Annotated in this window: 14 protein-coding genes and 1 pseudogene; 7 read left to right on the forward strand and 8 right to left on the reverse strand. The window is 62.9% G+C overall.

The genetic code is table 11. The annotated features are described in order from the left end of the window. Positions 1-139 (forward strand): transposase (locus J9889_RS06470; protein ID WP_210556156.1); only part of this gene is annotated, 139 nt, incomplete at its 5' end. A 47-nt stretch (positions 140-186) separates the two neighbouring features. Here J9889_RS06470 and htpG read toward each other — a convergent pair. Beyond that, a complete protein-coding gene (gene htpG / locus J9889_RS06475; RefSeq protein WP_210556146.1) occupies positions 187-2100 on the reverse strand; it encodes a molecular chaperone HtpG in 1914 nt (637 codons plus the stop codon). Positions 2101-2478: 378 nt separating this feature from the next. Next, the gene (gene recR, locus J9889_RS06480) at positions 2479-3081 is read right to left on the reverse strand and encodes a recombination mediator RecR (protein WP_010674419.1); all 603 of its coding nucleotides are present in this window, start codon (positions 3079-3081) and stop codon (positions 2479-2481) included. Between the two features lie 747 nt (positions 3082-3828). Between recR and hypF the strand changes: the two genes are divergently transcribed. From hypF to hypA, 5 genes are all read left to right on the forward strand, one after another. Then, on the forward strand, positions 3829-6240 hold the full coding sequence (gene hypF, locus J9889_RS06485) for a carbamoyltransferase HypF (RefSeq protein ID WP_210556147.1): 2412 nt from the start codon (positions 3829-3831) through the stop codon (positions 6238-6240). A 5-nt stretch (positions 6241-6245) separates the two neighbouring features. Next, positions 6246-6497: a HypC/HybG/HupF family hydrogenase formation chaperone gene (locus J9889_RS06490; protein WP_033115859.1), complete on the forward strand. Its 252-nt coding sequence runs from the start codon at positions 6246-6248 to the stop codon at positions 6495-6497. Beyond that, on the forward strand, positions 6491-7609 hold the full coding sequence (gene hypD / locus J9889_RS06495) for a hydrogenase formation protein HypD (RefSeq protein WP_210556148.1): 1119 nt from the start codon (positions 6491-6493) through the stop codon (positions 7607-7609). The genes J9889_RS06490 and hypD overlap by 7 nt, the downstream gene beginning before the upstream one ends. Further along, positions 7606-8610, forward strand: coding sequence for a hydrogenase expression/formation protein HypE (gene hypE, locus J9889_RS06500; RefSeq protein WP_210556149.1), 1005 nt, complete (start codon positions 7606-7608; stop codon positions 8608-8610). The genes hypD and hypE overlap by 4 nt, the downstream gene beginning before the upstream one ends. Positions 8611-8679: 69 nt before the next feature. Then, positions 8680-9021, forward strand: a complete 342-nt coding sequence (hypA, locus tag J9889_RS06505; RefSeq protein ID WP_203976436.1) for a hydrogenase maturation nickel metallochaperone HypA — start codon at positions 8680-8682, stop codon at positions 9019-9021. Here hypA and J9889_RS06510 read toward each other — a convergent pair. Next, positions 8999-9373 (reverse strand): hypothetical protein, encoded by a 375-nt coding sequence (locus J9889_RS06510; protein ID WP_246878050.1) that lies wholly within the window; start codon positions 9371-9373, stop codon positions 8999-9001. The genes hypA and J9889_RS06510 overlap by 23 nt on opposite strands. On the opposite strand from J9889_RS06510, the gene hypB reads away from it, so the two are divergent. Further along, on the forward strand, positions 9260-10078 hold the full coding sequence (hypB, locus tag J9889_RS06515; protein ID WP_210556157.1) for a hydrogenase nickel incorporation protein HypB: 819 nt from the start codon (positions 9260-9262) through the stop codon (positions 10076-10078). The genes J9889_RS06510 and hypB overlap by 114 nt on opposite strands. A gap of 335 nt (positions 10079-10413) precedes the next feature. On the opposite strand, the gene J9889_RS06520 is transcribed toward hypB, so the two are convergent. From J9889_RS06520 to J9889_RS06540, 5 genes and pseudogenes are all read right to left on the reverse strand, one after another. Beyond that, on the reverse strand, positions 10414-11055 hold the full coding sequence (locus J9889_RS06520) for an ATP-binding cassette domain-containing protein (RefSeq protein WP_210556151.1): 642 nt from the start codon (positions 11053-11055) through the stop codon (positions 10414-10416). After that, on the reverse strand, positions 11055-11843 hold the full coding sequence (locus J9889_RS06525) for an ATP-binding cassette domain-containing protein (RefSeq protein ID WP_210556153.1): 789 nt from the start codon (positions 11841-11843) through the stop codon (positions 11055-11057). Before J9889_RS06525 ends, J9889_RS06520 begins: the two co-directional genes overlap by 1 nt. Next, positions 11837-12652, reverse strand: a complete 816-nt coding sequence (locus J9889_RS06530; protein ID WP_210556154.1) for an ABC transporter permease — start codon at positions 12650-12652, stop codon at positions 11837-11839. Before J9889_RS06530 ends, J9889_RS06525 begins: the two co-directional genes overlap by 7 nt. Beyond that, positions 12642-13619 (reverse strand): ABC transporter permease, encoded by a 978-nt coding sequence (locus tag J9889_RS06535; protein ID WP_210556155.1) that lies wholly within the window; start codon positions 13617-13619, stop codon positions 12642-12644. The genes J9889_RS06530 and J9889_RS06535 overlap by 11 nt, the downstream gene beginning before the upstream one ends. Positions 13620-13629: 10 nt before the next feature. Further along, positions 13630-14706, reverse strand: a pseudogene (locus J9889_RS06540) (ABC transporter substrate-binding protein); the annotation flags it as partial. Positions 14707-14851 lie beyond the last annotated feature (145 nt).

Raw genomic sequence — 14851 nt, forward strand, 5'->3', positions numbered from 1 at the left:
AAACTACCCGATGCACACGAGTGTGCTGGAAGGGGTGAACAACAAGATCAAAGTGATAAAGCGCATGACATATGGATTTAGGGACTCAGAATACTTTTTTCTGAAAATCAAGGCGGCCTTCCCCGGAAAGCCGCGATGAACCAAAAAAAAAGCCCACTGTCATGCAGTGGGCCAATCACAATCACATCACGCCTGGAGTAGCAGACGGTTGATACGGGAGACGAAGCTCGCCGGATCATTGAGGCCACCCTGCTCCGCCAGCTGGGCCTGCTCGTGCAGGAGGGAGACCCACTCGCCAAACAGGCTCTCATCCTCGATGGTGCCGAGCTTCTTCACCAGGGCATGGTCGGGGTTGAGCTCCAGGATGTACTTCTGCTCCGGCACCGGCTGACCGGCGGCGCGCATCAGCTTGATCATCTGGGTGCTCATACCGTGGGCGTCGGTGACGATGCAGGACGGCGAGTCGGTCAGACGGTGGGTGACGCGCACCTCTTTCACCGCCTCCCCGAGGCTCTTCTTGACCCGCTCCACCAGACCGACGTTGGCTTTTTCGGCCTCTTCCTGCGCCTGCTTGGAGGCTTCGTCTTCCAGATCCCCGAGATCCAGTTCGCCACGGGTGACGGAGACCAGCTGCTTGCCGTCGAACTCGGTCAGGTGGCTCATCAGCCACTCGTCCACCCGCTCCCACATCAGCAGCACTTCGACGCCCTTCTTGCGGAAGATCTCGAGGTGCGGGCTGTTCTTGGCAGCGGCATAAGAGTCGGCGGTGATGTAGTAAATCTTCTGCTGACCTTCCTTCATGCGGCCAACGTAATCCTCGAGCGACACGGTCTGGGCTTCGCCCTCACCGGCGGTGCTGGCAAAGCGCAAGAGCTTCGCGATCTCTTCCCGGTTGGCGTAATCCTCGGCCGGGCCCTCTTTGAGCACATTGCCGAACTCGCTCCAGAACTTGGCGTACTTCTCGCCATCCTCTTTCGCCAGCTTGTTGAGCATGGTGAGCACGCGCTTGGAGCAGGCCTTGCGCAGGGAGGCGGTCACCTTGTTGTCCTGCAGGATTTCACGGCTGACGTTGAGCGGCAGATCGTTGGAGTCCAGCACCCCTTTCACGAAGCGCAGGTAGGTCGGCATGAACTGCTCGGCGTCGTCCATGATGAAGACGCGCTGCACATAGAGTTTCAGGCCGTGCTTCTGTTCGCGGTTGTAGAGATCGAACGGCGCGCGGGCCGGGATGTAGAGCAGGCTGGTGTACTCCTGGGCCCCTTCCACCCGGTTGTGACCCCACAGGAGCGGATCTTCGAAGTCGTGGGCGACGTGCTTGTAGAACTCTTGGTACTCCTCGTCCTTGATGTCCTTCGGGTTGCGGGTCCAGAGCGCGGTGGCGCGGTTGACCTGCTCCCACTCACCCGGAGTGCCGACGATGGTTTCACCGTCTTCTTCCCGATCCGGCGTACCCTCCTTGAACATCTCCACCGGCACGCTGATGTGGTCGGAATATTTGCTGACCACGGAGCGCAGGCGCCAGTCGTCCAGGAACTCCTCTTCATCGCTGCGCAGGTGCAGGATGACGTCGGTGCCGCGACCTGCTTTGGTCACGTCAGCCACGGTGAAGGAGCCTTCCCCTTGTGATTCCCACTGCACGCCCTGCTCCGGCGCGGTGCCGGCGGCGCGGGAGACCACGGTCACCTTGTCGGCCACGATGAAGGCGGAGTAGAAGCCCACCCCGAACTGGCCGATCAGCTGGGAATCCTTGCCCTGGTCACCGGAGAGGTTCTTGAAGAACTCGGCAGTGCCGGACTTGGCGATGGTGCCCAGGTGCTCGATCACCTGGTCACGGGTCATGCCGATGCCGTTATCCGAAATGGTCAGGGTCTTGTTCTCTTTGTCCACCACCAGGCGCACGCGCAACTGGCCGTCGTTTTCGAACAAAGAGGCATCGGAAAGCGCCTTGAAGCGCAGCTTGTCCGCCGCATCGGAGGCGTTGGAAATCAGCTCGCGCAGGAATACTTCTTTGTTGGAGTAGAGGCTGTGAGCCATCAGGCTCAGCAGTTGTTTGACTTCAGTCTGAAAGCCGTGGGTTTCGGCGTGAACACTTTGGGTCATCGACCAGTCCTCAAAACGTCGGGTTGAACAGATTCCCAAGCTAGATGGGGTTGGCCTTTCAAATATCAAGGGGCTTGCGTGCAAACTTGAGAGCAAATTTGCACACCGGCCCCTCGCTTGGCCCACACAGGCAACCCCCTCCCGGCCTCCTCCTTCACAAGGGGGAGGTGCACCGTCGTCCCCTGTCTGGCTAGGAGGGTCAGATTGGGATCGAGCGTGGAGCCAATGGCGAGGTCAGCCTTGCTCTCCCCTGACATAGGAGGGGTGGGATTCGTAGCCCCCTCCTCTGCCAAATCCTCTGCCAAAGGGAGGCATGAGACGGGATCCATTGCTCCCTCCCCTGCCAAGAGGAGGGCCGGGGTGGGGTTCGTGGCCTCTTTAGCTCAGACGCTGGCGCCCCATCAGGGAGTGGGAGAGCGTGGTGCCATCCACCAGCTCCAGCTCCCCGCCCACCGGCACGCCGTGGGCGATGCGGCTCACCTCCACCCCGGCGGTGCGGGCCATGTCGGCGATGTACCAGGCGGTGGCATCCCCCTCGATGGTGGGGTTGGTGGCGAGGATCAACTCCTTGATCTGCTCCTCTTGCAGGCGGCGCTCCAGGATATCGAGCCCCAGCTCCTCGGGGCCGATGCCGTCAAGGGGCGACAGGTGGCCCATCAGCACGAAGTAACGGCCGGAGAACTGGCCGGTCTGCTCGATGGCGGCCACGTCCGCCGGGCTCTCCACCACGCAGAGCAAGCCATTCTCCTCACGCTTGGGATTGGCGCAGATCTCGCAGCGATCGTTCTCGGTAAAGGTGCGGCAGTGGCTGCAATGACCGATTTCGGTGAGCGCCCGGTTGAGCAGGGAGGCCAGACGCAGACCGCCGCTGCGCTCGCGCTCCAGCAGGGTGAACGCCATACGCTGGGCGGACTTGGGGCCCACGCCCGGCAAGACCTGCAGCGCCTTCATCATCTCATCGAGCAGGGGACTGAATTTCATGGGGATATCCTTTGATGCCGCGAAGAGAGGCGCCGCCCCAGGGGCATCGGCAAGCCGTCTCTCCAACCTCTTTTGTTGGCGCAGGACTATACCAGCCCAGGGCCGCCAATGGCAGATCCCGCCCGCAGGCGCCTCGCCGCCGAGACGCACCGGGAAACCGGATTGGCCCCGTTTTTCAGGGCCGGCAGACCCCCGTCAGCCCCCGCAAGGGGTAAAACAGCCTCCAAGGCGTTCAATTTTTCTACTCGATTGACCACGATCGTTAAATTAAACCAAACAAAAAAACCTGCGTGTTGGCCCCGCCATCCTCGATTTGCCCCCTTCAGGGGCCGGTTCAGCGCCCCGGGGGAGCGGCGCCGCCAGTTCTCACGCACCGATCGCTGGCGGAGCAGGCTCACAGGATCGCAAAGAAGCGCCGCATCTGGCACTCAAACAGGAGCGAGATCAAGGTATTGGGGACCAGGGCCCCGGTAAACTTGGCCCCCGTGACAGGGCGAGGGCCTCCACTGCCTGTCAAGGCTACGCCCCTTCTATCGCGACGCAGCCCGTTGCCCCCCGTTCGTTGCACCCGATGGCCCATGCCGTGGCGGCAGGCCAGCAGATGGGAGTTCGATATCGCATGACATCCCCCAGGATGATCGCCGGATGGCCGCCCCTGTCGGCCCTCCCCAGCCCCCCTGTCATGAGGGAGGGTTCCCTGCCCCCCGTTTATCAGGGAGGGGCGCTGGCCCCTCTTTGGATGGCGCCATGACCACGTCGACACGCCTTCGACTGCGCCGGGAATTTCATATAGACGGCATCGTGCAGGGGGTCGGCTTTCGCCCCTTCGTCTATGGGCTAGCGCTGCGCCACGGCCTTGCCGGCTATGTGTTGAACGACGCGAGCGGCGTCACCATCGGCGCCGAAGGCTCCCCTGAGCAGCTCGCCAGCTTTGCCCGCGAACTGCGGGAACTGGCGCCGCCACTGAGCCGTATCGATCATTTCAGCGAGCGGGAACTGCCCCTTGCTCATGATCCCGACTTCGATGGCCCATTTCATGGCCAGTTTCGAATTAAAGCGAGCCAGCAGCAGAGCGCCGCCACGGTCGCCATCTCGCCGGATCAGGGAATGTGCGAGGCGTGCGCCCGGGACGTGGCCAATCCGAAGGATCGCCACCACCACTACCCCTTTACCAACTGCACCCACTGCGGCCCGCGCTACACCATTATCCGCCGCCTCCCCTACGACCGCCCCCACACAGCCATGGCAGGCTTTGCCATGTGCCCGACCTGCGCTGCGGCCTATGAAAACCCGCTGGACAGACGCTACCACGCCCAGCCGGTGAGCTGCCCCGAGTGCGGGCCCCATCTCAGCTGGCGCAACGGTCGTGGCGATGCCCTGGCCGAGCGCGAGGATGCCCTGCAAGCAGCTGCCCGCGCCCTGCAAGCGGGCAAGCTTATCGCGGTCAAGGGCATGGGGGGTTATCACCTGATGTGCGATGCCCGCAATGAGCAGAATGTTGCCAGATTACGAATGCTCAAGCGGCGCGCGCGCAAGCCGCTGGCGGTGATGATGGGATCCCTTGCCGAGGCAAAACTGCATGTCACCGGCAGCGAAGACGAGTGGCAACTGCTCGCCTCTCAGGCCAGACCCATCACCTTGCTGCGCAAGCGCATTAACGATGATCGGCTTTCAGAAACTGGGCAACCAGCGGCCCCGCTGGCCGAGGGGATCGCCCCCGGCATCCCCTACCTTGGGGTCATGCTCCCCTACACCCCGCTCCATCAGCTGTTGCTAGATGCCTGCGCCATGCCGCTGGTCGCCACCAGCGCCAATGGTCGCGGCAGCCCCATCCTTATCGAGTGCGAGGCGGTGGTCAGGGAACTCGGCAGCGAGATTGACGGCATCCTGGATCACAACCGCCCCATCCTGCACCCGTGCGACGACAGTCTGGTGCAGTGGGCAGGCGGGCGACGCCAGACGTTGCGCCTCGCCCGGGGCTATGCCCCCTGCACTCCCAGCCTGAAAGAGGCGGTCAAGGCGCCGCTGCTGGCGGTCGGGGCGCAGCAGAAGAACCAGCTGGCGCTCGCCTTCGGCCGCCAGCGCATCTACAGCCCCTATATCGGCGATCTGCACAGCCTGCCGATGCAGGAGCACTTCGAGCAGACCCTGGCCACCTTTCGCGAACTTTACGATCTCAACCCCGAACTGCTGGTCTCGGATCGCCACCCCGGCTACCTCAGCCACCAGTGGGCCAAGGGCTATTGCCGCGATCACAATGCAACCCATCTCGAGGTGCAGCACCATCACGCCCACCTGCTGGCTGTGATGGCCGAGCACAACATCACGGGCCCGGTGCTGGGGGTGGCCTTCGATGGCACCGGCCTTGGCGATGACGGCACCCTCTGGGGCGGCGAGCTGCTGCTGGCCGACGTTCAAAGCTTTACACGGGTTGCCCACCTCAAACCCTTCAAGCTCATCGGCGGCGAAGCGGCCATCCGCGAGCCGGTGCGCCAGCTGCTGGGGCTGCTGTTCGAATCCTATAGCGTGGAGGAGATCAGTGCCCTCGATATTCCGTTGATCAAGCAACTGCCCGCTGGGCAGATCAACAATCTGCACCAGCTCTGGCGCTTGGGTCGCAACGCCCCCCATACCAGCTCCATCGGTCGGCTGTTCGATGCGGTGGCGGCGCTCTTGGGGGTGATCGACACCCCGGATTACGAGGGCGAAGCGGGGCTCTTGCTGGAGGCGGCCACCTTGCAGCTGGCCCCCGATGAACAGCCCTTCCCCCTCGCCTTTGACCTCAGCCAATCAGCGGAAGGGCCGCTGCAGATCGAGTGGGCAGAGCTCATCCATACCCTTGTCAACGAGCGGCGCAAAGGCACCTCCACTGCCAGCCTGGCCGCCGGTTTTATCCGCGCCATCAGCAATCTGGCCGTTGCCCTTGCCGAGCGCTTCCCCGGCTATCCGGTGGCGCTCGGGGGCGGCGTCTTTCAAAACCGGGTGCTGATGGACCAGCTTGTTTCTGGCCTCGAAGCCGCCGGCCGACAGGTATTGACCAGCGAAACCCTGCCGCTCAATGACGGTGGCATCGCCGCCGGTCAGCTCTGGTTTGCCATCCACCATCTTGCCACGCACCAGCCTGTCACCACCGGTTGTGCCACCTTGTCGGAGTCCTGAAATCCATGTGTCTATCCATCCCCTCTCAGGTGGTGCAGCTGCACCCCGAAGATAACTGCGTCACCGTCGACACCCTGGGGGTGCAGCGGCGCGTCAGCTGCATGCTGCTCGAAGAGCCTCTCCAGGTGGGCGACTATGTGCTGCTCCATATCGGCTTTGTGATGAGCAAGATTGACGAAGCGGAGGCGCAGGCCAGCCTCGAGAGCTTCCGCCAGATGGTGGCCCTGATGCCCAAACAGGATATCTTGCCATGCTGACCTTGAATGACCTGTTTCAGGGCTTTCGTCAGCCTGACGTTATCCGCGCCCTCGCAACCCAGATCACCGAACTGGCCAAATTACTCCCCGAACCGCTGCGGGTGATGGAGGTATGCGGCGGCCATACCCACACCATCATGAAGTACGGCCTGCACCAGCTGCTGCCGGCCAGCATCCAGTTTGTCCACGGCCCCGGCTGCCCGGTCTGCATCATGCCCAAAGAGCGCATCGATCAGGCCATAGAGCTGGCTAGCCAGCCCAACGTCATTCTGGTCACCCTGGGGGACATGATCAGGGTACCGGGATCCAAAGGCACGCTGGCCCAGCAGCGGGCCAAGGGGAGCGATATTCGCCCCGTCTATGACCCCCTCGATGCCCTGCGCATCGCCAAAGAGAATCCGGAGAAAACTGTGGTCTTCTTCGCCATCGGTTTCGAGACCTCTACCCCCATGACCGCCGCCTTGCTGGCTGCCGCTGAAGAGCAAGGGGCCCTGAACCTCCTGTTTCATATCAACCATGTGCTGGTGCCCCCCGCCATTCATGCTGTGATGGCCGACGGGGTGGCCAAGGTGAACGCCTTTATCGGCCCCTCCCACGTCAGTGTCATCACAGGCGCCGATATCTACCTGCCCATCGTCGATCGCTATCAGGTACCGGTGGTGGTGAGCGGCTTCGAGCCAGTGGATGTGATGGAGGCGCTCTTGATGATGGTGCTCCAGAAGGTGGAGGGTCGCTACGCGCTGGAGGTGCAGTACAGCCGCGCCGTCACCGCCAGCGGCAACAAAGCCGCCCAGCGGCTGGTCGAGCGCTTTTTCGAGACCCGCGAGCACTTTCGCTGGCGAGGTCTGGGGGATATCAACGCCTCCGCCCTGCGCCTGCGCGATACCTTTGCCAAGCGCGATGCGGAGCGTCACTTTCAACTCAATCAGACTCCCATCGATGACCACAAGGCGTGCCAGTGCGCCGATATCCTGCGCGGCCTGGCCAAGCCGAACCAGTGCAAGGTCTTTGGCCGGGGCTGCACCCCGACCCAGCCCATGGGCAGCTGCATGGTCAGCTCCGAAGGGGCCTGTAATGCCTACTACCGATATATGGGGATCCAGGAACAATGAGAGAAATCCAACTTAGCCACGGCGGCGGTGGCGTCGAGATGAATCAGCTGATCAACCAGCTCTTCTTTCGCCACTTTGGTAACGAGATCCTGCTGCGCGGTGAAGATGCCGCCCTGCTGCCGGTGAGCGGCCCCGTTGCCTTCACCACCGACAGCTTTACCGTCTCGCCGCTCTTCTTCGAGGGGGGCGATATCGGCAAGCTAGCCATCGCCGGTACGGTCAACGATCTCGCCATGATGGGAGCCAAGCCCGAGTATCTGAGCTGCAGCTTTATCATCGAGGAGGGCTTCTCCTACGCCGATCTTACCCGCATCGTCGAGTCGATGGCCGCGGAGCTTGCCAAGAGCGGCGCCCGCATCGTCTGCGGCGACACCAAGGTGGTGCCCAAGGGGGCGGCCGACAAGATCTTTATCAACACCAGCGGGGTCGGCACATTCCCGCTGCCTGAACAGAGCCGGGACATCTCGGTACGCAACCTCAAGGCCGGTGACGCCATTCTGGTGTCGCGGGATATCGGCAGCCACGGCGCCTGCATCCTGATAGCCCGAGACGCCCTGCAACTGGGATCCGATCTCAAGAGCGACTGCACCACCCTCTGGCCGCAGGTAGAAGCGCTGCTAAAAGCGGGTATTACCCCTCACGCCCTGCGCGATGCCACCCGCGGTGGCCTCGCCGCCGTGCTCAACGAATGGAGCACCGCCTCCGGCGTTGCCATCGAACTGGAGGAGTCCGCCATTCCGGTGTGCGATCCGGTGCGCGGCCTGTGCGAGCTCTACGGTTTCGAGCCCCATGATCTCGCCAACGAGGGAACCATGGTGCTGGCCCTGCCCGCCGAACAGGCGCGGGACGCGCTGGGCATCTTGCGGCAATTCAACCCCGCCGCCAGCCAGATCGGCGTGGTGCAGGCGAGCGATCGCCACAAGGTGATCTTGAACAACCCCTGGGGCAGCCACCGTTATCTGGAGCTACCGCAGGGGGAACTGCTGCCGCGGATCTGCTGATCAGCCATGCCGTTTTCCCAATTAGGGGGAGGAGTCACTGCTCCTCCCCCTATCGGTTAAGGAGCCACCATGCACGAAATGTCTCTGGCCATGGCCGCCATCGATCTGGCGGCCGAGCAGGCCACCCAGCGGGGCTTTAACAAGGTGACCGCCCTCTGGCTCGAGGTCGGCAGCTTCTCCTGCGTCGACCCGGACACCATTGCCTTCTGTTTCGAGGCGGCCGCCAAGGGCACCGCCGTCGAAGGGGCCCAACTGCACTTTCAACACCAGGCGGCAGAGGCCTGGTGTTACGACTGCAACCAGACGGTCACCCTCACCGCGCGCGGGCAGGCCTGTCCCGGGTGTGGTGGGTACAAATTACGCGTCGCGCAGGGCGATAGCCTGCGCATCACCGACATCGAGGTAAGTTGATATGTGTAGCGTATGCGGATGCGGCCAGGCGCGGATCGCCGGCCATGAGCACGATCATGAGCATCATCACGAGCATGAACATCACCATGAACATGGTCATGAGCACGACCATCATCATGCCCATGACGCCCATCACCATCATGACCACGAGCAGAGTGCGCCGCGCACCCTGATCATTCACCACCACTACCACCATCAGGGGGATGTCCATCACCACTACCACGGGGTGCGGGCTCCCATAAGCCATGAGGGTCATGATCACCCCCATGAGCACCACCATGATCATGCCCACTCTCATGACCACGACCATGACCATGACCATGACCATGACCATGACCATGACCATGACCATCAGCAGGGTGATCTGCACTATGGCAAAGGGGAAGCGGGACTGTCGGTACCCGGCATGGGGCAGCGCCAGCTGATCGCCATCGAGATGGATGTGCTGGCCAAGAACAATGCGCTGGCCGCCCACAACCGCGAGCACTTCACAGCTGCCGACCAGCTGGTGCTCAATCTGGTATCTAGCCCGGGTTCAGGCAAAACAACCCTGCTGTGCGAAACCCTGCGCCAGCTGGCCGACAAGCGCCCCTGCGCCGTGATCGAAGGGGATCAGCAGACCAGTGCCGATGCGGATCGCATCCGCGCCACCGGTGTCCCTGCCGTGCAGATCAACACCGGCAAGGGCTGCCATCTGGACGCCAAGATGGTGCACGATGCCTGCCACCAGCTGCCCGCCAATCAAGGGGGCATCCTCTTTATCGAGAACGTGGGCAATCTGGTCTGCCCCGCCAGCTTCGATCTCGGCGAGAAGTACAAGGTGGCGATCCTCTCCGTCACCGAGGGGGAAGAGAAGCCGCTGAAATACCCGGACATGTTTGCCGCCGCCCAGCTGATGGTGATCAACAAGATTGATCTGCTGCCCTATGTCAGCTTCGATGTCGCCCGCTGCATCGAGAACGCCAAACGGGTCAATCCCTATATCCAGGTGATCCAGGTCAGCGCCACCACAGGCGAAGGGATGGATGCCTGGCTCAACTGGCTGGCCAGTGCCTGAACCTGTTAAACACCGCTGATAACGGTAGAAAACAAGAGAGGGAGGCTGATGCCTCCCTCTCTTTTGTCTATGAACCTTGTCGGCCGTGCTATCTGTTCGGAGTAGCCAGCGTCCCCTCACCCTGGCCCTCTCCCCAGGGAGAGGGAACCGGTTTGTGGATGCCGCGACTATACGACGCCCTCAAACCCCTCAGGGGAGCTTCAAGCATAACAACCAGCCATATTTTCAAACCCAGAGGTTCTCCAAACCCTAAACCCCGAGCCTGGCGAAATGGCACCTTCTGCTCCCTTCTCCCCTTACGGGAGAAGGGCTGGGGATGAGGGGGAAGCCAATCCTCAGGCCACGCTACGGGCCATCGCCTCCTGCTCAGCCGTCTCCTCACCAAAGCGCAGCACCCGATGACAGATCTGGCGCAGCAGTGCCTGCTGGTGGCTGAAGATCACCATGCCAAGCCCGCGCTGTTCGCACTCCAACATCAACTCCAGCCAGAGCTGGCGCTGGATTTGCGGATCCAGCTGGGCGGTCACCTCATCGGCAATCAGCAGTCGAGTGCGGGGATCGAGGGCGCGCAACAGCGCGATGCGGGCCAGCTCGCCGCCGGAGAGCTGGCCGGGTTTACGGCCGAGCCACTCAGGTTTGACCATAAAGCGGGCCAGCATGGCGTCATCGGGGCGCCACACATCCCACAGCGCCTGCCCGGTGGTACGATAGGGATTGAAGGTGAGTTCCGGGTGCTGGGGCACCAGCTGGATAGGGTTATAGCCGTTTACCTGTTCAGGCACAGGCTGCCCATCCAGCAGGATCTGCCCGCCGGCCCCAACCGGTTGCCAACCGGCCAATACCCGCCCCAATGTGGTCTTGCCATGGCCGCTCGGGGCGGAGATGCCGAGCCGCTCGCCCGCCTTGACCGTCAGCGATAACCCCTGCCAGAGGGGGCGTGCCCCCTGGGCGATGGTGAGGTTTTGTACTTCCAACATCAGGAAACCTCCGGTGTAGGGAAAAGCGAATTGAACTCCGGCAGCGCCTGCCAGTGGGCGCGGAGCATCTCGCTCCCCTGCCCCTGGCGCAGATGGTGGCAGCTCAAGGTATCGCTCACCTGCCCCTGATGCAGCGCGACTATGCGATCGGCAAAGCGGGCCGCCAGCACCAGATCGTGGGTCACCCAGAGGATGCCGCTGCCCTGATTGGCCAATTCACGCAACTGGCTGAGCAGCTGGCAGGCCAGCCCCTCGTCGAGCCAGGCGGTGATCTCGTCCGCCAGAATGTAGCGAGCGCCGCCGAGGGCCGCGGTGCAGGCCAGAATGCGCTTGGCCATGCCGCCGGAGAGCTGGCGCGGGAATCTGTCCAAGGTGGTCGCGGGCAGCTGGTAGCGCAGCAGTTGCTCACCGAGCCGCTCGCGGGAACCGCTCTGACCGCAGAGACGTGTCGCCCGCCCCAGCTGGCGCCCCACCGTCAGCAACGGATTGAGGGCACTCACCCCCTGCGGCACATAGCAGAGGGTGTGGCCGCGCAGACGGGCCCGGCTGGCATCGCACAGAGGCGTGCCATCAAGAGAGATGCTGCCGCCCATGCGCAGATTGTCCGGCAGCAGAGTCAGAGCGCTTTGCAGCAGCAGGCTCTTGCCCTCGCCGCTCCCCCCCACCAGCGCCACGATTTCGCCGGGCGCCAGTTGCAGGCTGATATCGGTCAACAGCGGTCGCCAGCTGCGCCGCCCCAGCCAGGAGTAGTGAGCCGCCTCTATGGTCACCTGATCAAAACTCAGCATGGTTCACTCCTGTGCCACAGCAGCTGTTGCAAGGCCCGGGTAGCCTGATCAAACAGTAAAACCAAGGTCAGCAGCATCAACCCCGGGAAGAGGGCCAGCCACCAGCCTCCACCGGCCAGATAACGCAGGGCATCGGCCAGCAGCAGGCCCAGCGAGGCCTCGTGGGCCGCCAGACCAAAGCCGAGAAAGCTCAAGGCCGCGCTGTGCAGTACCGCATGGGGAAACATCAGCAAGGTGCCGATAAACCACTGAGGCAACAGCCCCGGCAACAGGTGGGTACGCCAGCGACGCAGCGCCCCCATCCCCTGACAACGGGCCAGCACCACATAGTCGCTGCAGGCGATCCGCCGCGCTTCTGCGCAAAGAATGAGCGCCAGCTTGGGCCAGTGGGTGAGCGCCACCGCCAGGATCACCCCGCGCATACCGCCCCCCACGGTAAAGCAGATAAGGATCAAGAGCAGCATATGGGGCAACGCCAGCATGGCGTCGATCACCATTCGTACCGCCTCATCACATCTGGGGTGAATGAGCGACACGCTTGCCGCCATCATGGCCAGCAGGCCACTGCAGAGCGCCGTGCTGATGCCGAGCTCCAGACTGGTGAGGGTGCCCTGAAAGGCGCGCAACCAGAGATCCCGTCCCATCTGATCGGTGCCGAACCAGTGGGTCAGCGAAGGAGGCTGCTGGCGCGCCAGCAGATCCATCGGCACATCCTGATGAGAGAGGCTCCAGCCGTAAGTAGCCAGTAGCGCCAATCCGAGCAGGGCAAAACCCAGCCGCAGTATGGAGGGAAGCGGATTAAACAGCATGCTCACCCTCCCAACCCCGATTGATACGGGCCAGCAGCAAACTGGCCACCGTGTTGCCAATAAAGACCAGCAGGGTACAGAAGAGCACGATTCCCATCAGCAAGGGGATATCGCCCCGCAGCCCCGCATCCACGGTGGCCTGGCCGAGCCCCGGGTAGGAGAAGACCTTTTCGGCCAAGAGCGATCCGCCAATCAGCTCGCCAAGGGAGGCAAACTGCAGGCAGAGCGCCGGGGTCAGGGCGTGGCGCAGCACGTGAAAACGCAGCATGGGCCAGCCGCCATCCCCCTGGGCACGGACGTAGCGGATAAAGTCGCTCGCCAGCACCTCGGCCACCCGCCCCCGGGTATGCAGGGCTATGTTGCCCACCCCGAGCAGGGCGAGCGTGGTCACCGGTAGCAACAGATGGCGCAATCGCATCAACCAGTCCGCTTCATCGGCAGCGAGCCCCGGCGTCCAGGCGCAGCAGACCGGCAGTAGCGGCCAGTGCACCGCAAACATGGCGAGCAGCAACAGGCCGACCCAGAAGGTGGGCAAGGAGGCGAGCAGGTAGGCAAAACGGCAAATAAGGCGATCGGGCCAGCGGTTGAGATAGCGCCCGGCGCAGAGGCCCAGCAAAATCCCGAAAAAGCCGGAGAGCAGCCAGGCACCCGCCAGCAGCAGGAAAGAGGCGGCAAAGCGCTGGCCTATGACCTCACCCACCGGTGCGTTGTAGAGCATGGAGTAACCGAGATCCCCCTGCAGCACCTGGGTAAACCAGTGCCAGTAGCGCAGCCACAGCGGCTGATCCAGCCCCCAGCGGGCGGCGATGCGGGCGTACTGCTCCGGCGGCACATGGAGCAGATCGTTGCCGATATAGGCCTTGATGGGGTCGATGGGGGAATAGCTCAGCAGCACAAAGGTGGCGACCGAGACCAGACAGAGCAGCCCTGCCAGACGCAGCAGGGCTTTTAGAGTGGCAGTCATCATAGTGGGGAACTTAACGGCACGTCCACCGCCAATCCTGCAGGTTGTTGAGCAGTGACCAGCTACCGTGGATTTCCGGCGCCCCCTTGCCAAGGTCGATGCAGCGATTGGCCAGATAAGTGTGCTGCACGTTGAGCAGCCAGGCCCAGGCCGCATCTCCCTGCACTCCGGCGCCGGTCTTGCCATCCCACTCCACCTGCTGCCAGAACGGCACGGCCGCCTGCCAGTTCGGGGCATCTAGCGCCTGCTTGAGGTGGCTATCCACCACAGGGTTGCTGTAGTAGCCCGGGTTGTAGAACTCCACGCCACCGGAGCCGATCTGGTAGTGGTGATAGAGCTCCATGGGATCCAGACTCCCCCACCCCATCAGCACCGGATTGGCGTGCATCTCCCGCTCCACCTGTTCCCAGCTGCCGGACTTGAGGCTCACCTCAAGGCCAATGGGCCCCAGCATGGCCCGCACCGCTTCCGCCAGATCCCGGCGGGTGCTGTCGCCACTGGTGTACCAGAGGGTAAAGGCGGCGCGCAGGGAGCCCTTGTGGCGAATGCCGTCACTGCCCATCTTCCAACCGGCCTCGTCGAGCAGGGCATTGGCGTGGGCCGCATCCCCATCCTTGAAGGCGGTGGCGTTGTTCAGCCAGGGCAAGCCTTCTACCGCGCTGTAGGCGGGGATGGCATGTCCTTCCAGCAGCTGGTCGGCCAGCAGCTTGCGGTCGATGGCGTAGTTGATGGCGCGGCGCACCGCCACATCCGAGGTCACGTCGTTGCCGATGGGATAACCCTTGGCATCTTTTTTAACCTCTTCGCCACGCTTGCTCGCTGGAGGAATGGGGAAGACGATGCCGCGGTTCTCGACACTCGGCCGCACCCACAGCTTGAGGGAGGCAGGCACGGTAGGCGCCAGCGACGGGGCGATGCGCACCACATCGAGCTGGCTGCTCTGGGCGGCGGCATAGGCGCTCTCTTCATCGATAAAGACAAACACCAGCCGCTTGAAGTCATTGTTGCCACCGGCGTAATGGGGGTTTACCTCCACCACCAGCTGTTGGCCGGGCAGGAAGCTCACCAGCCGGTAAGGGCCGGCACCGACCGCAATGCTGTTCACTTAAGCGGAGCCGCATTGCGATTTACCGGAAAACGGGTCTTTGATATCTTCACCGCCCTGGGTCTCGATGGCCTGGGGCGTTTTTCTATGAACATGACGCCTATGCAGCCCCGTAACTCCGCCAACCTCC

This window comes from Aeromonas sp. PrichA-15, assembly GCF_017939245.1.
In the GTDB taxonomy this organism is placed as follows: Bacteria; Pseudomonadota; Gammaproteobacteria; order Enterobacterales; family Aeromonadaceae; genus Aeromonas; species Aeromonas caviae.